The following is an 18,803-nucleotide window of genomic DNA, read 5'->3' as shown; positions in this document are numbered from 1 at the left end:
CCGTCAGGTCGCCAGCCGTTTCAATGTCGCGAGCCGGTCCGCTTCGGCGGCCGGCTTGTCGGTCCGGATGCGGGCGATGCGCGGGAAGCGCATCGCCACGCCCGATTTGTGCCGCCCCGACGCGTGGATCGAATCGAACGCGACTTCGAACACCAGGCTTTTCTCGACCTCGCGGACCGGCCCGAAGCGCTGCACCGTGTGGTTGCGGACCCAGCGGTCGAGCCATTTCAGCTCCTCGTCGGTGATCCCGGAATAGGCCTTGCCGACCGGCAGCAATTCGCCGTCCTCGGTCCAGCAGCCGAAGGTGAAGTCGGAATAATAGGATGAGCGGCGGCCGTTGCCGCGCTGGGCGTACATGACGACGCAATCGGCCGTCAGCGGATCGCGTTTCCACTTGTACCAAAGGCCGACGCGCCGCCCCGCGACATAGGGACTGTCGCGGCGCTTCAGCATCACGCCTTCGATCGCGGCGTCACGGGCGCCGGCACGGATCGACTCGAGCGTGGTAAAGTCGACCGCCTCGATCAGGGCCGAAACATCGAACCGGCCGGGGTCGAGCGACCGCGCGAACACCTCGAGCCGCGGGCGCCGCGCGTCCCAGGGCAGCTCGCGCAGATCCTCCTTGCCGTCGAACAGTATGTCGTACAGCCGAACGAAGGCGGGGTAGTCCGCCAGCATCTTCGCGGTCACCGCCTTGCGATTGAGCCGCTGCTGCAGCGCGTTGAAGCTGGCCGCCGCCCCGCCATGCTCCTCCGCGCCCTGCGCCTCGCCCTTCACCATCAGCTCGCCGTCGAGCACGCCCGGCGTGCGGAACGCGTCGGCGATCTCGGGGAAGCCGCGGGTGATGTCGTCGCCGGCGCGGCTGTACAGTCGGGTCTCGCCGCCGGCATGGACGAGCTGGACGCGGATGCCGTCCCATTTCCATTCGGCCGCGAATTCGGCCATGTCGACGCGCAGGTCTTCGAGCGCATGGGCGAGCATGAACGGCCGGAACACGGGTAGCTCGGCCGCGACTGGCTGCCCGGCAGCGCCCTCGGCCCAGGCGAACAGCGTCGGGTAGGGCGGGCGGATGCCGTGCCAGACTTCCTCGACCGCGGCGAGATCGAGATCGAACGCCTGTGCCAGCGCGGTCTTGGCCAGTCGCGCGGTGACGCCGATCCTGAGCGCGCCGGTCGCCATCTTCAGCAGCGCGAAGCGTTCCTCCGGCTCCATCGCGTCGAGGTGCGCGGCGAGGACGGCCGGCGCCTCCGAACGGGACAGGGTACGGAAACGCTCGACCACCGCGCCAAGCGACAGGTCAGGCGGCGCCTCCGGCACATGGTCGGGGCGGGGCCAGATCAGCGACACGGTCTCTGCCGTGTCGCCGACATAGTCGCGGCTGAGGTGGAACAGCACCGGATCGACCCGTTGCTCGACCAAGGCGCGGATCAGCGCGGGCTTGACTGCCGGCAGGTCGAGATCGCCGGTCAGCGCGGCCAGCGCCCAGCCGCGATCCGGATCCCGCGTGGCGACCAGATAGTCGCCGATCAGCTTCAGCTTCGCGTTGCGCGAGCGGGTATAGACCAGCCGCTCCAGCAGGGCCGCGAAGGCGCGCATCAGCCCTCCAGCAACCGCAGCACCTGCGGCAGCAGCGCCGGGTCGCCGACCGCGACCACGCGCCCGTCGCTGCCCTTGCGTAAGGCGTGTCCGTCCCAATCCGTCATCCGCCCGCCCGCGCCTTCGACGACGGGCAGCAGCGCCGCCCAGTCGTGGAGCTTCAGGCCTTCCTCCACCACCAGATCGGCATGCCCTGAGGCGAGCAGGGCGTAATTGTAGCAATCTCCGCCTAGCAGCGTGTCGCCCGCCGCACCCCTCAAGACGTCGAAGCCGCCGCAGAACCAGGGAGCTGTGGTCGCGAACAGAGCGTTCGACAGGTCGGAGCAGGCGCGGGTGTGCGCCGGCTCGCCATTGAAGAGAGTCGGCCGGCCCGTGGCGCCGACCCAACGCTCGCCGGCGACCGGCTGATCGATGATCCCGAGCTGCGGCCGGCCGTCGACCATCAGCGCGATCAGCGTCCCGAAGATCGGCCGTCCGCCGATAAAGGCGCGCGTGCCGTCGATCGGATCGAGCACCCAGACCCGTTCGGCATCGGCGCGCGCGGCGCCATATTCCTCGCCGATGATGCCGTCGCCGGGCCGGTGCTGCTCGATCAGCGCCCGGATCGCCGCTTCCGCTTCGCGGTCCGCCTGGGTTACGGGCGAGGCATCCGCCTTGGTCTCGTGTGCGAAGCGAGCGCGGAAATAGGGACGGATCACGGCGCCGGCGGCGTCGGCCAGGGCGTGGGCAAGGGCGATGTCGTCGTCGAGAGTCATCGGATCCTGCCTAGGTCGGGAAGCATGGGACTGGAAACACGATTTCGTCAGCGAAGGTTCAACCGATCCGCGGCAAAGAGCGACGGCGATGAACAGGCGGACATTCCTCTCAGGCTGCGCGGCGGCGGCCTTGTTCGGCACGGCCGGCCGGGCGCTCGCCTTCAGCTCCGGTCGCGTGTCGGTGCAGGTGCGCGGCGAAGGCCCTGACGTGATCCTGATCCCGGGCCTGACCAACGGACGCGACGTGTGGGACGGCACGGTGCGCGCGGTGCCCGGCTATCGCTACCACCTGGTGCAGGTGGCCGGGTTCGCCGGAGAGCCGGCGCGGGGCAATGCCGATGGAGCGATCGTGTCCGGCGTGGCCGGCGAGATCGCCCGCTACATCGTCGAGGCGGGGCTGAGGCGTCCCGCGCTGATCGGCCATTCGATGGGCGGCATCGTCGCGATGATGGTGGCGGCGCGCTATCCGGCGCGGGTGGGCAAGGTCATGGCCGTGGACATTCTGCCGTCGCCGGCCAGCGGTTTCGGCTTTGCCGGCACGCAGGTCGCTCCGCTCGCCGACGCGCTGTTCAACGGGCTGATGGGCTCGCCGCAGGGGCGCAGCGTACTGGACGCGCTGATCGGCGGCTTCGGCGGGTCGGGCGTGGCGAGCAGCCGCAGCGATTCCGCCGTGGTCGCGCGCGCGACGCACGAACTGGCGCGGACGGACCTGACGCCCGAGCTGCCCAGGATCACCGCGCCGCTGACGGTGGTCTATGCAGTGCCGGACATCCCGGCGGACGCCGTCGCCGTCGATCGCCTGTACCGGATCGGCTACGCCCCGGCGCACGGCGCGAAGCTGCGGCGTGTGGCGGGCAGCGGCCACATGATCATGTACGACCGGCCCCAGCGATTCTACGCGGAGGTGCGCGATTTCCTCAAAGGTTAGGAAGGTTCCGCGCGGGGAAAAAATCCCCTCGATTAATGCAAGGACAATGATCGATTCCGTCGATGAGAAAGAGCCGTGCGCTAATCACGCATAAGGCATGTCACAGACCGGTCCGTGTAGGACAGGAATTTATTGCGGCGTGAGAATGGTATCCCGCGCCTCGGGCAGCAGGTCGGGATAATCGAGCGTGTAGTGGAGGCCGCGGCTTTCGTGCCGCGACAGGGCTGAGCGGACGATCAGGTCGGCGGTCTCGACAAGGTTGCGGAGCTCGACCAGGTCGGGGGTGACGCGGAAATTGCCGTAATAGTCGGCGACTTCCTGGCGCAGCAGCGCGATGCGGTGCTGGGCGCGTTCGAGACGCTTGGTCGTCCGCACGATGCCGACATAGTCCCACATGAAGCGCCGGATCTCGCGCCAATTATGCTGGACAATGACCTCTTCGTCCGAATCGGTGACGCGGCTTTCGTCCCAGGGGCGGATCGGCGGCGCCTCGGCGAACCCCTCCCAATTGGCGGCGATGTGCTTCGCGGCCGCCTCGCCGAACACGAAGCATTCGAGCAGGGAATTTGAGGCGAGGCGATTGGCCCCGTGCAGGCCGGACTGGGTGACTTCGCCGGCCGCATAGAGGCCGGGCAGGTCGGTGCAGCCGTGCAGGTCGATCATCACGCCGCCGCAGGTATAGTGCTGGGCGGGCACCACCGGGATCGGCTGTTTCGTGATGTCGATGCCGAGGTCGAGCAGCTTTGCGTGAATGGTCGGGAAGTGACCCTTCACGAAGTCGGCGGGCTGGTGGCTGATGTCGAGATGGACATAGTCCAGGCCGAGCCGCTTGATCTCATGATCGATCGCCCGAGCGACGATATCGCGCGGGGCGAGCTCCGCCCGCTCGTCGAAATCGGGCATGAAGCGGTGGCCGTCCCCCGCAACTCCGCCCGGCAGCTTCAGTATGCCGCCTTCGCCGCGCACCGCCTCGGTGATCAGGAAGTTCTTGACCTCGCGATTGTAGAGGCAGGTCGGGTGGAACTGCATGAACTCCATGTTGGAAATGCGGCAGCCGGCCCGCCATGCCATCGCGATGCCGTCGCCGGTCGCACCGGCCGGCGCGGTCGAATAGAGATAGGTGCGGCCCGCGCCGCCGGTCGCGAGGATGGTCGCGCGGCCGGCGAACAGCTCGACATGGCCGCTCTGCCGGTTGATCGCATAGACGCCCCAGACATGGCCGTCGCCCGAATATCTGACGCCATGGCGTCCGGTCGCCAGGTCGATCGCGACCCGGTCCGGCACGAGCGTGATGTTCGGATGCGCGTGCGCGGCACGCTCCAGCGCCTGCTGCACGGCCCAACCGGTCGCGTCGTCGACATGGACGATGCGGCGGTGGCTGTGGCCGCCTTCGCGGGTCAGGTGCCACGCGCCCGCATCCTCGTTGAACGGTACGCCCAGCTCGGCGAGCCGGGCAATCGCAGCGGGCGCGTTCTCGACGACGAACTCGACCGTCTCGCGGTCATTGAGGCCCCCGCCGGCGATCATCGTGTCTTCGATATGGTTCTCGAACGTGTCGCCTTCGTCGAGCACCGCGGCGATCCCGCCCTGCGCCCAGGCCGTGGAGCCTTCGGAAAGCCCGCCTTTGGCGAGGACGACGACCTTGAAGCGATCGGCGAGGTTCAGCGCCGCGGTCAGGCCCGCGGCGCCGGAGCCGAGGATGACGATGTCATAGGAATGTACGTCAGCCGTCACCGCGTCCTCTGATTTCGTCATTCCCGCGAAAGCGGGAACCCACCTTCTTGAACAGCAGGGTCGAAAAGGAAAGGTGGGTCCCCGCTTTCGCGGGGATGACGCGGTCGTTCAAGCGGCCCGCGTGAGCGACAGGAACACGTCCTCCAGGTCCGCTTCCTTGGTCGACACGTCGACGATGCCGAGGCCGGCGCCGCTGACGGCGGCCAGCACTTCGCCCGCGTTCACCTTGGCCTTGGAATAGGTGATCTCAAGCACCCGCTCGCCCTTCAGCACGATCTTCTCGAAGCAGGGGGCGGCCGGCGGCGCGTCGAGGTCGCGGTCGACCGTCACCTGGACCAGCTTCTCCTGCGCCTTGTTGACCAGGTCACGCGTCGGCTCGTTCGCGATCAGCCGCCCGTGATTGATGATCGCGATCCGGTCGCACAGCTCTTCCGCTTCTTCGAGATAATGGGTGGTCAGCACCACCGTCACGCCTTGAGCATTGAGCTCGCGGACATAGGCCCAGAGCTGCTGGCGAAGCTCGATATCGACGCCGGCGGTCGGCTCGTCGAGCACCAGCACGGGCGGCGAGTGGACCATCGCCTTGGCAACCAGCAGCCGCCGCTTCATGCCGCCCGAAAGCGTGCGCGAATAGGCGTTGGCCTTGTCCTCCAGATGCACCGCGCGCAGCAGCTCCATCGATTTCCGCTGCGCCTTGGGCACGCCGTACAAGCCGGCGAACAGCTCCAGCGTCTCATAGGGCGTGAAGAAGGGATCGAACAAGATCTCCTGCGGGACGATGCCGATCGAGGCCTTGGCGTTCCTCGGGCGTTCGTCGATGTCGAAGCCCCAGATCGACGCGGTGCCGCTGGTCTTCATGACCATGCCGGAGAGGATGTTGATCAAGGTCGACTTGCCGGCGCCGTTCGGGCCGAGCAGGCCGAATATCTGGCCGCGCGGCACGTCGAACGTCACGCCGTCCAATGCGCGCTTGCCGCCCTTGTAGGTCTTGGCGAGCGCCCGGATTGAAATCGCGGCTTCCGTCATGGACCCGCGTTAGCCGGAGAGGGCTGGAAAGGGCAACGCACCATTGCTATTCGCGCGGCCATGATCCCGCCGCCCGAGACCTTCCGCGTATCCTCCCGCCGTGTCGCCTGCGACGGCTCCGGGCACGGCATCGATCCTGCCCTCGGCCATCCGCGCATCTATATCGAGATCGACGAGCGCGGCTTCGGCGAATGCGGCTATTGCGACCGGCGCTTCGTGCTGTCGGGCGGGCCGGCGGACAGCGACCCTTCCGTCGCCGCATACTAGCTCTATATCGGAGGGGATGACTCTCCCCGCCGATCCGCGCGCCTGGCTGTACCGGGCGGACCTCGACCCCGATACCGCGCTCCGCTTGACCTCGGAGGTCCTGAAGGGCTGTGACGATGGCGAGCTCTATCTCCAATATTCGACGTCGGAGAGCTTCGGCTTCGACGACGGGCGGCTGAAGACCGCCGATTACAACACCAATGCCGGGTTCGGGCTGCGCGGCGTGTCGGGCGAGATGACCGGCTTTGCGCATGCGAACGAGCTCAGCGCGGCCGCGATCCGGCGCGCGGCGCAGACGATGACGCTGCTCGATCCGGCCAAGGGCCAGCCCGCGCCGCCACCCCAGCGCAGCAACCGCCATCTCTACACCGCCGACGATCCGCTGACCCTGGTGCCGTTCGCCGAGAAAGTGGCGCTCTGCCAGCGGATCGACGCCGCCGCCCGCGCCCGCGATTCGCGCGTAGCGCAGGTCTCGGTCGGGTTGTCGGGGTCGTGGAGCGTGGTCGAGATCGTCCGGCCGGACGGCTTCGTCGCGCAGGATGTGCGGCCGCTGGTGCGGCTCAACATCTCCATTGTCGTAGAGCAGAACGGGCGGCGCGAGACCGGCTCCTACGGAATGGGCGGGCGCTATCTTTACGGCCGGCTGTTCGAGGAATCGGCCTGGCAGCGCGGTATCGACATCGCGCTGGGCCAGGCACTGGTGAACCTCGATTCGGTCGCGGCGCCGGCGGGCGAGATGACGGTCGTGCTCGGCCCAGGCTGGCCCGGCGTGCTGCTGCACGAAGCGATCGGCCACGGCCTGGAAGGCGATTTCAACCGCAAGGGCACCTCGGCCTTCTCGGGGCGGATCGGCGAGCGCGTCGCCGCGCCGGGCGTGACGGTGGTCGACGACGGCGCGATCCAGGACCGGCGCGGGTCGCTCAGCATCGACGACGAAGGCACGCCGACGCGCGAGACGGTGCTGATCGAGGACGGCATCCTGAAGGGCTATATGCAGGACCGGCTGAACGCGCGGCTGATGGGCGTCGCGCCGACGGGCAACGGCCGCCGCCAATCCTATGCCCATGCGCCGATGCCGCGCATGACCAACACCTTCATGAAGGCGGGCAACGACGATCCCGACGAGATGATCGCGCGCGCCGGTAACGGCATCTACGCCAAGAGCTTCGGCGGCGGGCAGGTCGATATCGTGTCGGGCAAATTCGTGTTCAGCTGCACCGAGGCCTATCGGATCGAGAACGGCAGGCTGGGCACGCCGATCAAGGGCGCGACGCTGATCGGCGACGGCCCCAGCGTGCTGACCAAGGTTCGCGCGATCGGCAACGATTTCGCGCTGGACGAAGGCGTCGGCATGTGCGGCAAGGGCGGGCAGTCGGTCCCGGCGGGCGTCGGCCAGCCGAGCCTGCTGATCGAGGGGCTGACGGTCGGCGGGACGGCGACGGCGTAAGAGTCCCCCGAAGGGGAGGGGCTTATCTCCGCCTAGGACGCGCTGACGCGGCCGCTACGTTCCAGCTTGCCCCAGCCGACGCGCGGGCCGCGGATCGCGGCGGCGAGGGCTTTCAGCACGACATAATACATGATTTGGCGATAGCCGATCCGCTGCGGGATCAGCAGCCACATCAGCCGCCAGCGCTCGCGCGTCGACAGCGCGAACGCGATCGAGGCGGCGAGCAGATCGATCGCGGTAAACGCGATCCAGTAGGTCGCCATCATCACCAGGTCGGTGTGGGTCTGCGCCCAGCCATGTTCCTGCACGCGCATCGCCGTCCCGACGATGCTGAAGATCAGCGCCAGATCGATCACAGGCGAGATCGCCGCGAAGCCGACCTGAAACAGCATCGCCTGGGGCAGCCCGACCAGCGCCAGGCCGCGCGGGCGGCCGGTCCTGAGCACCGCGCCGTGCTTCCACAGGCATTGCAGCGTGCCGAACGCCCAGCGGAAACGCTGCTTGGCAAGGGCGCGGAAGGTCTCCGGCGCCTCGGTGAAGGCGACCGCGTCCTGGTCGTAGCGGACTTTCCAGCCCTGGCGCTGGATCGCGATCGTCAAGTCCTGGTCTTCGGCGAGCGTATCGGGCGGATAGCCGCCGGCCTGCTTGAGCGCCTCAGCGCGCCAGGCGCCGACGGCTCCGGGCACGACGGTCATCGCATCGAGCCGGGCCAGCGCGCGGCGCTCGAGATTCTGCGCGGTGATATATTCGAGCGCCTGCCAGCGCGTGACGAGGTTCACCCGGTTGCCGACCTTGGCATTGCCCGCGACCGCGCCGATCGTCGGGTCGGCGAACCAGCGGGCCAGCCGCGCAATCGTCTTTTTCGGGAATTGCGTGTCGGCATCCAGCGCGACGATGAACTCGCCCCGGGCGATCGCGAGGCCGCGGTTCAGCGCCCGCGCCTTGCCGCCATTTTCCAGCCGCAGCAGCTTGACGCGCGGCTCGCCCCCGAAGGCATGCTCGACGATGTCGCCGGTGGCATCCTTCGACCCGTCGTCGATGACGATCACCTCGAGCTGGACGGCGGTGCTGGCGAGCACGCGCCGCACCGAGGATTCGATCACCCGCGCTTCGTTGAAGGCCGGGATCAGCACGGAAACGAAGCGGTCCGGGCGGATGACCGGCGGCGTTTCCTTCTGCTCGCGCCGCGCCTGCCACAGCGCCAGGCCGGACAGGATCAGCGCGCGGGCAATGCCGAGCGTGATCGCGATCGCGAACAGCCATTTGAGCGCGGTCTGCAGCGCGCCCAGCGCAGTGAACAGCGCAAGGTCCGTGCGCGCCGCGCGCTGCTCCTCCGGCGTCAGCTCGGGCATCACCTGGGCGCGGCTGAGGCCGACCAGCTCCGAGACGGGAACGAAGCGGTAGCCGCGCGCGCGCAGCCGGTCGATGATGATGGGCAGCGCGGCGACCGTCTCGGCGCGGTTGCCGCCGGCGTCGTGGAGCAGCACGACATTGCCGCTCCGCTCCGGGTTGGAAGCGAGCACGCCGGCGATGGTGCGGTCGATGATCGCCTGCACGCCAGGGCGGGTCCAGTCGCCCGGATCGACGTGCAGGCCGACGGACAGATAGCCGAGCCGCTGCCCGACCTCGACCGGCACGATCTCGTCGGCCGTGGTCGGCTCCGCGTCGCCGAAGAAAGGCGCACGGAACAGCCGGATCGCGTGGCCGGTAAAGGCCTGGACGAGCCGCTGCACCGCGTTGAGCTCGATGCGCGTGACGGCATCGCTGGTCCGCCCGAGATTGGGATGGGTGTAGGTGTGGTTGCCGACTTCGTGGCCTTCCCGCACCTCCCGCTCCAGCAGGTCGCGCCAGGTGAGCGCGTTCTCGCCGACGATGAAGAAGGTGGCGGGGACGTGCTTCGCCTTCAGGATGTCGAGAATCTTGGGCGTCCAGTCCGGGTCGGGGCCGTCGTCGAACGTCAGCGCGACCAGGCCGGGGCGATAGCCGGCGCGCTGGATCGAAAAGGGCAGGGGCAGCTGGACGAACGTCTCACCGGTGACGAGGCCGCTCGGGTCCAGCGTCAGCCGGCGCAGGCCCTGCACCGGAGTGGACCCGACCCGCAGCACTTCGCCGGTTCCTTCAATGTCGACATCGGTGCCCGCCGGAATGCGCTCGATCGCGCGCACGTCGGTGGCCGCGCGGTGGCGGCGGCCGAAGATCTGCCAGACCGACGGATCCTCGGTGCCGAGCCGCCACAGCGCGATGCCGCTGACGCCTTGCGCGTGCGCCGCCATCATCTGGTTGTGGAACGAGGCGGCGTCGAGCATCCACAGCTCGTGGTCCTCGCCTTCGTCACGGTAGGAGAAGGTCAGGTTGCCGCTGGCCGCATCGAAACGGGGCACGGTGCCCGAATCGTGTGCGGTCAGCATGGCCTCTTCGATCGACGGCGTGTCGGCCGGGCGGTCCGGCGTCCAGTCATAGGCATAGGACCCGATCGCGACGACGACCCTGTCGAGCGGCAGGCCTTTCAGCGCGTGGGCGAGCGTCGCCGCGAACCAGGCCTGCGACGCGATCGGCCCCGGATCGCCGTCCGGATCATGCTCGTCATAGGCCATCAGGAACAGCCGATCGACCTGCCGCGCATAGACCGGCAGGCGCCAGTTCGGGTCTCCGACCGGCGCCGCCATCGCGATCAGCCAGCCATGCGGCCGGAAGCGGGCGCGCGCTTCCTGAAGGAAGGCGTGATAATCGCGCTGCGACGGCGGCGGCAGGTTCTCGATGTCGAAGAACGCGCCATCGGCCTTGTTCGCGATCAGAAAGGCCTCGAGCCGGTCGAGCAACTGCTTGCGCGCAGCCGGCGACCGCAGCATCGCCGTTGCGCCTGCGGCGTCCCACTCGCCGTTCAGGGCATTCTGCACCATCGGCAGGACCTTGGGCCGATGAATGGCGTGGTCGACGATCTGCCGGCCGGCCCGGTCGGGAAACACGGTCCAGCGATGATCCGGGCCGGTGACCGAAATCCAGCCCGGCACCAGCCAGTCGATCTCGTCGACATGGCGCTGAAGCGATGCCGCGCTGGAACTGTCCCAGGGCGCGTGGAAGGCGACGGTGAGCGTGGTCAGGCGCGCGGGGCGGCCGTTCAGCAGCCATTTGCCGCGCCGGACGATCGCGCGCCCGAACCGCTTCGCGCCGCGCTCGATCGCATTCGGGGGCGCCGCGCCGCCGGGCCGTTCGGCCTGGAACGGCAGCGCGGGTTCCGGCGTGGTCGAGACGATGGTCGCGGCGAACAGTCCGCCGGCGAGCAGCAGCAGCAGCGCGAATGCGATTACCGCGAGCGTGAACTGGCGCCGCCTGCGGCCGCTCGCATCGTAGAAGACCGGATTGGCGTCCATCGGACTCCTTGACGTCGAACCCCGGTTAGACCCGCAGGGCGCCGCGCTCAACGGATCCGCGCGTCCAGCCAGGCGGCGGCCTGATCGGGGCTGCGCTTGTCGCGATCGCGATCGACGCTGTAGTTGGCGGCGCGCATCGCCTCGACACCGATCCGCCCGACCAGTGGCTTCAGCGCGGCGGCGAAGCGGGCATCGTGCGCGCGATCCGGCGAAACCAGCAGCAGCGCATCATAGCTCGGGATCGCGTGGCGCGGATCGGCAAGCACGACCAGCCTTTGCGCCGCAATGCGGCCGTCCGACGAGAAAGCAGAGATCGCGTCGACCGCGCCGCTTTCGATCGCGCGGTACATGAAAGTGGGGCTGTAGGCGCGCGTCGCGGCGAAGCGGAGTGAATAGGCGTCGCGCACCGCTGCCCATTCCGGCCGCTCCAGGAATTCGAGGTCGCTGCCCAGCACCATGCGCGGCGCGACGCGGGCGAGATCGTCGAGCGTCGCGAGGCCGAGCCGGCGCGCGTCCGCGCCGCGCACGGCGATCGCATAGGCATTCTCGAAGCCCAGCGCACCGATCAGGCCGACCCCATGCTCACGGCCTGCCCATCGCCCGATCTGCGCGACCATGCGCTTCGGGTCCGGCACGTCGCGGCGCTTCATCTCGTTGGTCCACAAAGTGCCGGCATAGTCGACATAGACATCGATATCGCCCGCCACGAGCGCCCGGAAAATGACGGCAGAACCCAGCCCTTCCCGATAGCGGACGCGGTAGCCGGCCGACTCCAGATGCCGTCCGATCAGCCGGGCGAGAATATATTGCTCGGAGAAATTCTTGGCGCCGATGGTCACTACCGGCTGTTGCGGCAGCAGCTTTGGCGCGAGCGCGGCGGCGGTGCCACCGACCAGCAGCGCGAAACCGAGCCACACCCGGGTGCGCCGCCGGAACCTGATGCCGCGCTCGATCAGCCCGAGCAGCGCGTCGGCCACCAGCGCGAGAGCCGCGGCAGCGACGCAGCCGGTCGTGACCAGCGCCCAATCCTGCGTCTGAAGGCCCGCGAAGATCAGGTCGCCGAGGCTCGGATAACCGACCGTGGTCGACAATGTCGCAGCGCCGATCGTCCAAACCGCGGCAGTGCGGATGCCGGCCATCACCACCGGCGCGGCCAGCGGCGCCTCGACGATCCGGAGCTTCTGCCCCGACGTCATGCCGACGCCGTCAGCCGCCTCGCGCACGGCCGGATCGATGCCGGTCAGCCCGGCGACGCCGTTCCTGAGGATCGGCAGCAGCGCGTACAGGCCGAGCGCAAGCAGCGAGGGAAGGAAACCCAGCGCCGGCACGCCGCCGCCAACCAGGGACGATATTGCCAGCAGCACCGGATAGAACAGCGCGAGCAGCGCCAGCGCCGGGATCGTCTGCACCAGGCTCGCAAAGCCGAGCGCAACGCGCGCGACATGCCGGTTCCGCGCCGCCCAGATCGAGAGCGGCAGGCTGACCGCCAGCCCGAGCGCCAGCGCGGCGGCGGCGAGCAGCACATGGCTGGCGAGCAGCTCGGGCAAGCGGGACCAGCCGCTCAAGCGCCAAGTTCCTTCAGCCGCTCGGCCTGGGCGCGTGGGACGTCGACCAAAGCCGCCGCCTCGGGCCCGGCGCGGCCGGCGAGCAGGTCGGCGGGCGTGCCGTCGCCGACGATGCGGCCGGCCGCCATCACCAGCACCCGGTCGGCCAGCAGCAGCGCTTCCGCCATGTCGTGCGTGACCATGATCGTGGTCAGCCCCAGCCGCTGGTGCAGCGCGCGATAGGCGCAGCCGAGCGCGTCGCGCGTCACCGGGTCAAGCGCGCCGAACGGCTCGTCCATCAGCATCAGCTTCGAGCCGGGCGCCAGCGCGCGGGCGACGCCGACCCGTTGCTGCTGCCCGCCCGACAGCTGATCCGGCATGCGGCCGGCGCAGGCGATCGGCAGGCCGACCAGGTCGAGCAGCTCGGCGACGCGGCCATCGGCGGGCTTTCCCTCAAGGCGCAGCCCGATCGCGATGTTCTCCGCAACGGTCAGGTGCGGGAACAGGCCGATGTTCTGGAACACATAGCCGATCCGCCGCCTGAGCGCGTGCGGATCTTCATCCGCCACGTCGGCGCCGTCTAGCAGCACGCGGCCGCTGTCGGGCACGACCAGCCGGTTGACCATCTTCAGCAGCGTCGACTTGCCGGAGCCGGAGCTGCCGACCAGCGCGACGAAGCTGCGGGAGGCGACGGTGCAGGATACATTGTCGACGGCGGCAGTGGCGCCGAATGTCTTGCGGACATGCTGGAACTCGACCCCGCTCACCGGCCCACATTAACCCGTTCGGGCTGAGCTTGTCGAAGCCCAGCTTTTTCCTTTACCTCCGCCCAGAAAGCAGAAGGGAGGGCTTCGACAAGCTCAGCCCGGACGGAGGGTGGGATGAAGAAGGCCATTTTCATCACCGGCGCGGGCTCCGGCATCGGCCGCGCGACCGCCGAGTTGTTCGCGACGCGCGGCTGGTTCGTCGGGCTGGCGGACGTGAACCAGGCCGGCATCGAGGAAACGGCGCGGCTGATCGGCCCGGAGAATGCGAGCCTGCACCGGATGGACGTGCGCGACCGCGCGCAATGGCGCGCGGCGCTAGCCGATTTCGTGACGGCGAGCGGCGGCCGGCTCGACGTGCTGTTCAACAACGCCGGCGTCGGCCATGGCGGGCCGCTGGAGATGATGGACCCGGACAAGAGCGACCTGGTCGTCGACGTGAACCTGAAAGGCGTGATCCATGGGGCGGAAGCCGGCCTGCCGCACCTGGCCGCGACGCCGGGCGCGCGCATGCTCAACACCTGCTCCGCCGCCGGCCTGTACGCGGCCGCCAACATGTCGGTCTATGCCGCGACCAAATTCGGCGTGCGCGCGCTGACGGACTCGCTGGACGTCGAATGGGAGGAGCACGGCATCAAGGTCCGCTCGATCATGCCGAGCTTCATCGACACGCCCTTGCTCGACAATGTCGCCGCCGGTTCGAACCTGTCGGGCCGCGACCATGTGAAGGCGATGGGGCTGGAGATCACGCCGGTCGAGCAGGTCGCGGAAGCGGCGTGGCGCGCTGTCCATGGCACGAAGCGCCATGTGGTGGTGGGCAAGACGGCGAAGCGCCTCGCCTTCATGTTGCGCTGGGCGCCGGGCCTGGTCGCGCGGATGCGGCCGAAGCGGGGGGAGTAGCTAACTCACCGCTTCGGAAAGGCGGGTCCCGGCTCAAGGCCGGGATGACGAGTCGGCGAACAGCTCCCGCAGCTCCCGCTTCAATATCTTGCCGTTGGCGTTGCGCGGCAGCATCTCGGGCGCGAAGGCGATCCGCACCGGCACCTTGAACGGAGCCAGGCGGGCGCGCACCCAGTCCTGCAGCTCGGCCTCGCTTGCCCGGGTGCCCGGGGCGAGGTGAACGACCGCGGCGGGTTCCTCGCCCAGAATCTTGTGCGGCAGGCCGATCAGGGCGGCGTCGGTGACGGCCGGGTGCTCGTACAGCGCGTTCTCGACCTCGATCGAATAGATGTTCTCGCCGCCGCGAATGATGATGTCCTTGGCGCGGTCGACGATGAACAGGAACCCCTCCTCGTCCAGGCGCGCGAGGTCGCCGGTGCGGACCCAGCCGTCGACGAAGGTGGCCACCGTCGCCTCGGGCTTGTTCCAATAGCAGCGCACGTTCATCGGCCCGCGCGACCAGAGCTCGCCGACCGTGTCCGGCGGCAGCACCGTCACCCCGTCCTCGGCGCGGATTTCGAGATCGGCGACCGGAACCGGCGGGCCGGCGCTGTCGGGGCGGTTCAGATAATCCTCCGCTGAATGGCCGGTGACGGTCGCCATCGTCTCGGTCATGCCCCAGCCATTGCCGGGCAGCGCGCCAAATTCCTGCTTGATGCGCCGCACCAGCTCGGGCGCGGACGGCGCGCCGCCATAGGCGATCGCTTCCAGGCTGGAGAGATCGTACTTCGCGCGGTCCGGATGCTCGAGCAGCTGCCAGGCAATGGTCGGCACGCCGCCGGTCATGTTGACGCGCTCGCGCTCGATCAGCCGCAGCGCCTCGGCCGCGTCCCATTTGCGCATGAAGACGAGCGTGTTCCCGGCCGCCATCGCGCCCATCAGGGTCGCCGAGCAGGCGGTGACGTGGAACAGGGGAATGACGGTCAGGAACACCTTGGGCTGCGGCTCGGGCGGCGCTTCGCCGCGGCGCAGGCAGGCGCGGGCGGCATTGTAGCCGCTCGACAGGATGTTGGTGACGAGGTTGCGATGCGTGCCCAGCGCGCCCTTGGGGGCGCCGGTGGTGCCGCTGGTGTAGAAGATCGTCGCGTCGTCGTCGGGGCCAAGCGGCGCGCCGGGGAGCGGCTTGTCGGGCAGCGTCGCCCAGTCGTTCGGGCGGCCGATCAGCGCCTCCAGCGCTTCGGTGCCGTCCACGGAAGCCTCGGCACGCGTGACGATCACGTTCTCAAGGTCCGGCAGAGCCTCACGGGACGCCGCGATCCGTGCCCAGCGCTGCGCGTCGGCGACCAGCAGCTTCGCGCCTGAATCCTTCAGGCCGTATTCGAGCTCCGGTCCCGTCCACCACGCATTGAGCGGCACGGCGATCGCGCCGAGGCTCGTAATCGCGAAGAAGGCGACGACGAACTCGGGCAGGTTGCGCATCGCCATGGCGACCCGGTCGCCCTTGCCGGCGCCGCGCTCCGCGAGCGCGTGAGCGAGCGAAGCGATCGCGCGGTATTGCGCCTCGAAGCTGACCCGGTCGTCCTCCAGGATCGTGGCCGCGCGATCGGCGTGCATTCGGCTGATCTCGACCAGCGCGCGCAGGTCCGGCGGGGCGTTTTTCCATACCCGAGTCGGGATGCCGCGGATCAAAACCGTCTCAATCTCGAATCGCTGGCCGGGCGCACACAGCAGGGCCTCGGCCTGCTTCAGCGTCAGACGCGGCCATGCCGTAGCGTCGGGCGATCCCATCCCACTCTCCTTGCCGTCGGCGGCCCTGAAAAACCGCACTTTTCTGCGGGATATTGTTGATTTGGGGGGACCTCAAGGCGATAAACCCGGCCGCCAGAACAGGAGTGCCCATGCAGATCGCCGATCCCGCCACACTCGGCCTTGATGCCGGACGGCTGCAACGGATCGATCGCTTCCTGGACGAGCGCTACCTTCAGAGCGGCCGCTTCAAGGGCACGCAATTGCTGGTCAGCCGCGAAGGCCAGCCGGTGCACTTCTCAAGCGCCGGCACGATGCGCGAAGGCCGCGCGGTCGGGCCGGACACGCTGTTCCGCATCGCCTCCATGACCAAGCCGGTGACCAGCGTCGCCTTCATGCAATTGGTCGAGGAAGGAAAGGTCGCGCTGGACGATCCGGTCCACCGCATCATCCCGGAGTGGAAGGGGATCGGCGTCTATGACGGCGGCGGCGGCTCGGCGCCGTTCCTGACCAGGCCGACTTCGGCGCCGATGCGGATGGTCGACCTGCTGCGCCACACCGCAGGCCTGACCTACAGCTTCCAGAATCGCGGCAATATCGACGCTGCCTATCGCGCGACGAAGATCGAGGACTGGTATGGCGAGCACGATCTCGACAGCGTCGTGCGGACGCTTGCCGGCATCCCGCTCGAATTCTCGCCCGGCGAGGCGTGGAATTACTCGGTCGCGACCGACATCCTGGGTCTCATCATCGAGCGGATCGAGGGCAAAAGGCTCGACCAGGTGTTCCGCGAGCGCATCTTCGCTCCGTTGGGGATGGGGGACACCTTCTTCCAGGTGCCGGCGGACAAGATCGACCGTCTGGCCGACTGCTACACCATGCACCCGGACAAGGGCGTGGTGATGTACGACCGCGGCGACGAGAGCGCCTGGGGTCGCGCGCCGACCCAATTCTCGGGCGGCGGCGGGCTGGTGTCGAGCGCGGCCGACTATCACCGTTTCTGCACCATGCTGCTGAACAAGGGCGCGCTGGACGGGGTGCGCATTCTCGCGCCCAAGACGGTCGAGCTGATGACGATCAACCACCTGCCGGGCGGTGCCGACCTCGCCAGCATGTCGCGGTCGCTGTTCAGCGAGGCGACCAATGCCGGGGTCGGCTTCGGGCTGGGCTTCGCCGTCACGATCAACGTCGCGCCGACCCTGGTGCCGGGATCGGTCGGCGAATTCTACTGGGGCGGCATGTTCTCGACCGCCTTCCACATCGATCCCGTCGAGCGGCTGATCTTCATCTTCATGACCCAGCTGAGCCCGTCCAGCACCTGGCCGGTGCGGCGCGAGCTGAAGACGATGATCTATTCGGCCATCGCGAGGAGCGCGGCGTGAAGGTGCGTCCGCCTCTGCTGTGCTCCGGCCTGCGCCGGAGCACAGGGGGTTGCTTGTGAGATCAGCGCTCGAGACCGCGGCCGCCATTCGTGCCGGCGAAACGACTGCCGTTGCCGAGACAGAAGCGGCGATCGCGCGGATCGAGGCGGGCAACGCGGCGATCAACGCAGTCGTCGTCAAGGATTACGACCGAGCGCGCGAGCAGGCGCGGGCGATCGATGCCGGCGCCGTGGCGAAGGACGCGCCGCTGCTCGGCGTGCCGATGACGGTCAAGGAAAGCTATGGAGTCGCCGGATTGCCCGCGACCTGGGGCTATGCCGAGCATGCGGGCGCCATCTCCCATGCCGACGCCGTCGCAATCCAGCGGCTGAAGGCGGCGGGCGCGGTGATCCTGGGCAAGACCAACGTGCCGACCGGCCTGATCGACCTGCAGAGCAACAATCCGGTCTATGGCCGCACGCTCAATCCGCTGAACCATGAGCGCAGCCCCGGCGGCTCGTCGGGCGGCGCGGCGGCATCGCTCGCGGCCGGGTTCGTGCCGGCTGAGATCGGGTCGGACATCGGCGGCTCGATCCGCACCCCGGCCGCATTCTGCGGCGTCTGGGGCCACAAGCCGACCTATGGCGTGATCGCGGCCGACGGGCATAATTTCCCGGGCACCGATTCCGCACGCGTCGCGCTGGGCGTGATGGGGCCATTGGCGCGCGATGCCGATGATCTCGCGGCGCTGCTCGACGTGCTCACCGATTTCCCGCTGCCGCGCGCGCGGGTGGGCGATCCCGGCGCGCTCAGTATTCTTATCCGGCCCGAGCATCCGGTCGCGCGCGCAAGCGCGGAGGTGAAGCGAACCGTCGAGCTGGTCGGCCAGGCGTTCGAGCGCGCGGGCGCCGAGGTCGAGCGCACGCTCGATCCGTTCCCCGATCTCGCCGCGCAGCACGCCAATTACATCAGGATGCTGCTGACCGCGCTTTCGCGCGGCGCGCCCGCACCCAACGGGCAGGCGATGAGCCTGGCCGACTGGTTCGCGCTGCAGGACGAGCAGGCGCGCTGCATCCGCGCCTGGCAGCTCTTGTTCCGGGACTATGACGCTGTGATCGCGCCGGTATTCGGCGCCACCGCCTTTCCGCATGACGACACGCCCACGGACAAGCGCGTGCTGACGATCGACGGCGAGCCGACGCCGTTCGGTCCGCAATTCGCCTATGCTGGGCTCGCCACCTTCCCGAACCTGCCGTCGACCAGCGTGCCGGTCGCGACCGGCGCCGACGGCATGCCGATCGGGCTGCAGGTGATCGGCGACCTGTACCAGGACCAGAAGACGATCGCGATCGCGCGCATCGCGCATGCGCTGATGAGGAGCTGAA

The 18,803-nt window shown here is 68.7% G+C and carries 14 protein-coding genes; 6 read left to right on the top strand and 8 right to left on the bottom strand.

Translation table 11 applies throughout. From position 1 onward, the window contains the following. Nucleotides 1-3 precede the first annotated feature (3 nt). Both GON01_RS06895 and hisN read right to left on the bottom strand, forming a co-directional pair. On the bottom strand, nucleotides 4-1,596 hold the full coding sequence (locus GON01_RS06895; RefSeq protein WP_157026627.1) for a cisplatin damage response ATP-dependent DNA ligase: 1,593 nt from the start codon (nucleotides 1,594-1,596) through the stop codon (nucleotides 4-6). Next, on the bottom strand, nucleotides 1,596-2,351 hold the full coding sequence (gene hisN / locus GON01_RS06890; RefSeq protein WP_157026626.1) for a histidinol-phosphatase: 756 nt from the start codon (nucleotides 2,349-2,351) through the stop codon (nucleotides 1,596-1,598). Before hisN ends, GON01_RS06895 begins: the two co-directional genes overlap by 1 nt. A gap of 88 nt (nucleotides 2,352-2,439) precedes the next feature. On the opposite strand from hisN, the gene GON01_RS06885 reads away from it, so the two are divergent. Next, a complete protein-coding gene (locus GON01_RS06885; protein WP_181600219.1) occupies nucleotides 2,440-3,279 on the top strand; it encodes an alpha/beta fold hydrolase in 840 nt (279 codons plus the stop codon). A 129-nt stretch (nucleotides 3,280-3,408) separates the two neighbouring features. Here the strand turns inward: GON01_RS06885 and nadB are convergent, their stop codons facing one another. After that, nucleotides 3,409-5,034 carry an L-aspartate oxidase gene (gene nadB, locus GON01_RS06880; RefSeq protein WP_157026624.1) on the bottom strand — a complete coding sequence of 542 codons (1,626 nt, stop codon included), beginning with the start codon at nucleotides 5,032-5,034 and terminating at the stop codon, nucleotides 3,409-3,411. Between the two features lie 87 nt (nucleotides 5,035-5,121). Continuing rightward, on the bottom strand, nucleotides 5,122-6,039 hold the full coding sequence (locus GON01_RS06875) for an ABC transporter ATP-binding protein (RefSeq protein ID WP_157026623.1): 918 nt from the start codon (nucleotides 6,037-6,039) through the stop codon (nucleotides 5,122-5,124). A 60-nt stretch (nucleotides 6,040-6,099) separates the two neighbouring features. Here GON01_RS06875 and GON01_RS06870 point away from each other — a divergent pair, with 60 nt between their 5' ends. Then, complete coding sequence (locus tag GON01_RS06870; protein ID WP_157026622.1) at nucleotides 6,100-6,306, top strand: zinc-finger domain-containing protein; 207 nt, start codon at nucleotides 6,100-6,102, stop codon at nucleotides 6,304-6,306. Between the two features lie 16 nt (nucleotides 6,307-6,322). Next, nucleotides 6,323-7,753 (top strand): metalloprotease TldD, encoded by a 1,431-nt coding sequence (gene tldD, locus GON01_RS06865; RefSeq protein WP_157026621.1) that lies wholly within the window; start codon nucleotides 6,323-6,325, stop codon nucleotides 7,751-7,753. A 32-nt stretch (nucleotides 7,754-7,785) separates the two neighbouring features. Here tldD and GON01_RS06860 read toward each other — a convergent pair whose 3' ends face one another. From GON01_RS06860 to GON01_RS06850, 3 genes are read right to left on the bottom strand one after another with little or no spacing between them, the layout of a single operon-like run. Beyond that, complete coding sequence (locus tag GON01_RS06860) at nucleotides 7,786-11,124, bottom strand: glycosyltransferase (RefSeq protein ID WP_157026620.1); 3,339 nt, start codon at nucleotides 11,122-11,124, stop codon at nucleotides 7,786-7,788. Nucleotides 11,125-11,171: 47 nt separating this feature from the next. Then, complete coding sequence (locus GON01_RS06855; protein WP_157026619.1) at nucleotides 11,172-12,689, bottom strand: ABC transporter permease/substrate-binding protein; 1,518 nt, start codon at nucleotides 12,687-12,689, stop codon at nucleotides 11,172-11,174. Then, nucleotides 12,686-13,435 (bottom strand): ATP-binding cassette domain-containing protein, encoded by a 750-nt coding sequence (locus tag GON01_RS06850; protein WP_181600218.1) that lies wholly within the window; start codon nucleotides 13,433-13,435, stop codon nucleotides 12,686-12,688. The genes GON01_RS06855 and GON01_RS06850 overlap by 4 nt, the downstream gene beginning before the upstream one ends. 114 nt (nucleotides 13,436-13,549) lie before the next feature. On the opposite strand from GON01_RS06850, the gene GON01_RS06845 reads away from it, so the two are divergent. Then, entirely contained in the window at nucleotides 13,550-14,332 is a 783-nt protein-coding gene (locus tag GON01_RS06845; RefSeq protein ID WP_157026618.1) for an SDR family oxidoreductase, read from the top strand. A 33-nt stretch (nucleotides 14,333-14,365) separates the two neighbouring features. Here GON01_RS06845 and GON01_RS06840 read toward each other — a convergent pair whose 3' ends face one another. After that, nucleotides 14,366-16,099, bottom strand: a complete 1,734-nt coding sequence (locus GON01_RS06840) for a class I adenylate-forming enzyme family protein (protein WP_157026617.1) — start codon at nucleotides 16,097-16,099, stop codon at nucleotides 14,366-14,368. A 110-nt stretch (nucleotides 16,100-16,209) separates the two neighbouring features. On the opposite strand from GON01_RS06840, the gene GON01_RS06835 reads away from it, so the two are divergent. Both GON01_RS06835 and GON01_RS06830 read left to right on the top strand, forming a co-directional pair. Further along, nucleotides 16,210-17,439 carry a serine hydrolase domain-containing protein gene (locus GON01_RS06835; RefSeq protein ID WP_157026616.1) on the top strand — a complete coding sequence of 410 codons (1,230 nt, stop codon included), beginning with the start codon at nucleotides 16,210-16,212 and terminating at the stop codon, nucleotides 17,437-17,439. 55 nt (nucleotides 17,440-17,494) lie between these two features. Continuing rightward, nucleotides 17,495-18,802 carry an amidase family protein gene (locus tag GON01_RS06830; protein WP_181600217.1) on the top strand — a complete coding sequence of 436 codons (1,308 nt, stop codon included), beginning with the start codon at nucleotides 17,495-17,497 and terminating at the stop codon, nucleotides 18,800-18,802. The last annotated feature ends 1 nt before the right edge of the window (nucleotide 18,803 follow it).

The sequence above is a fragment of the Sphingomonas horti genome (assembly GCF_009753715.1).
Lineage (GTDB): Bacteria > Pseudomonadota > Alphaproteobacteria > Sphingomonadales > Sphingomonadaceae > Sphingomonas_B > Sphingomonas_B horti.
The sequence above is the reverse complement of the archived record's forward strand: the minus strand, read 5'-3'. Positions and strand labels throughout refer to the sequence as shown.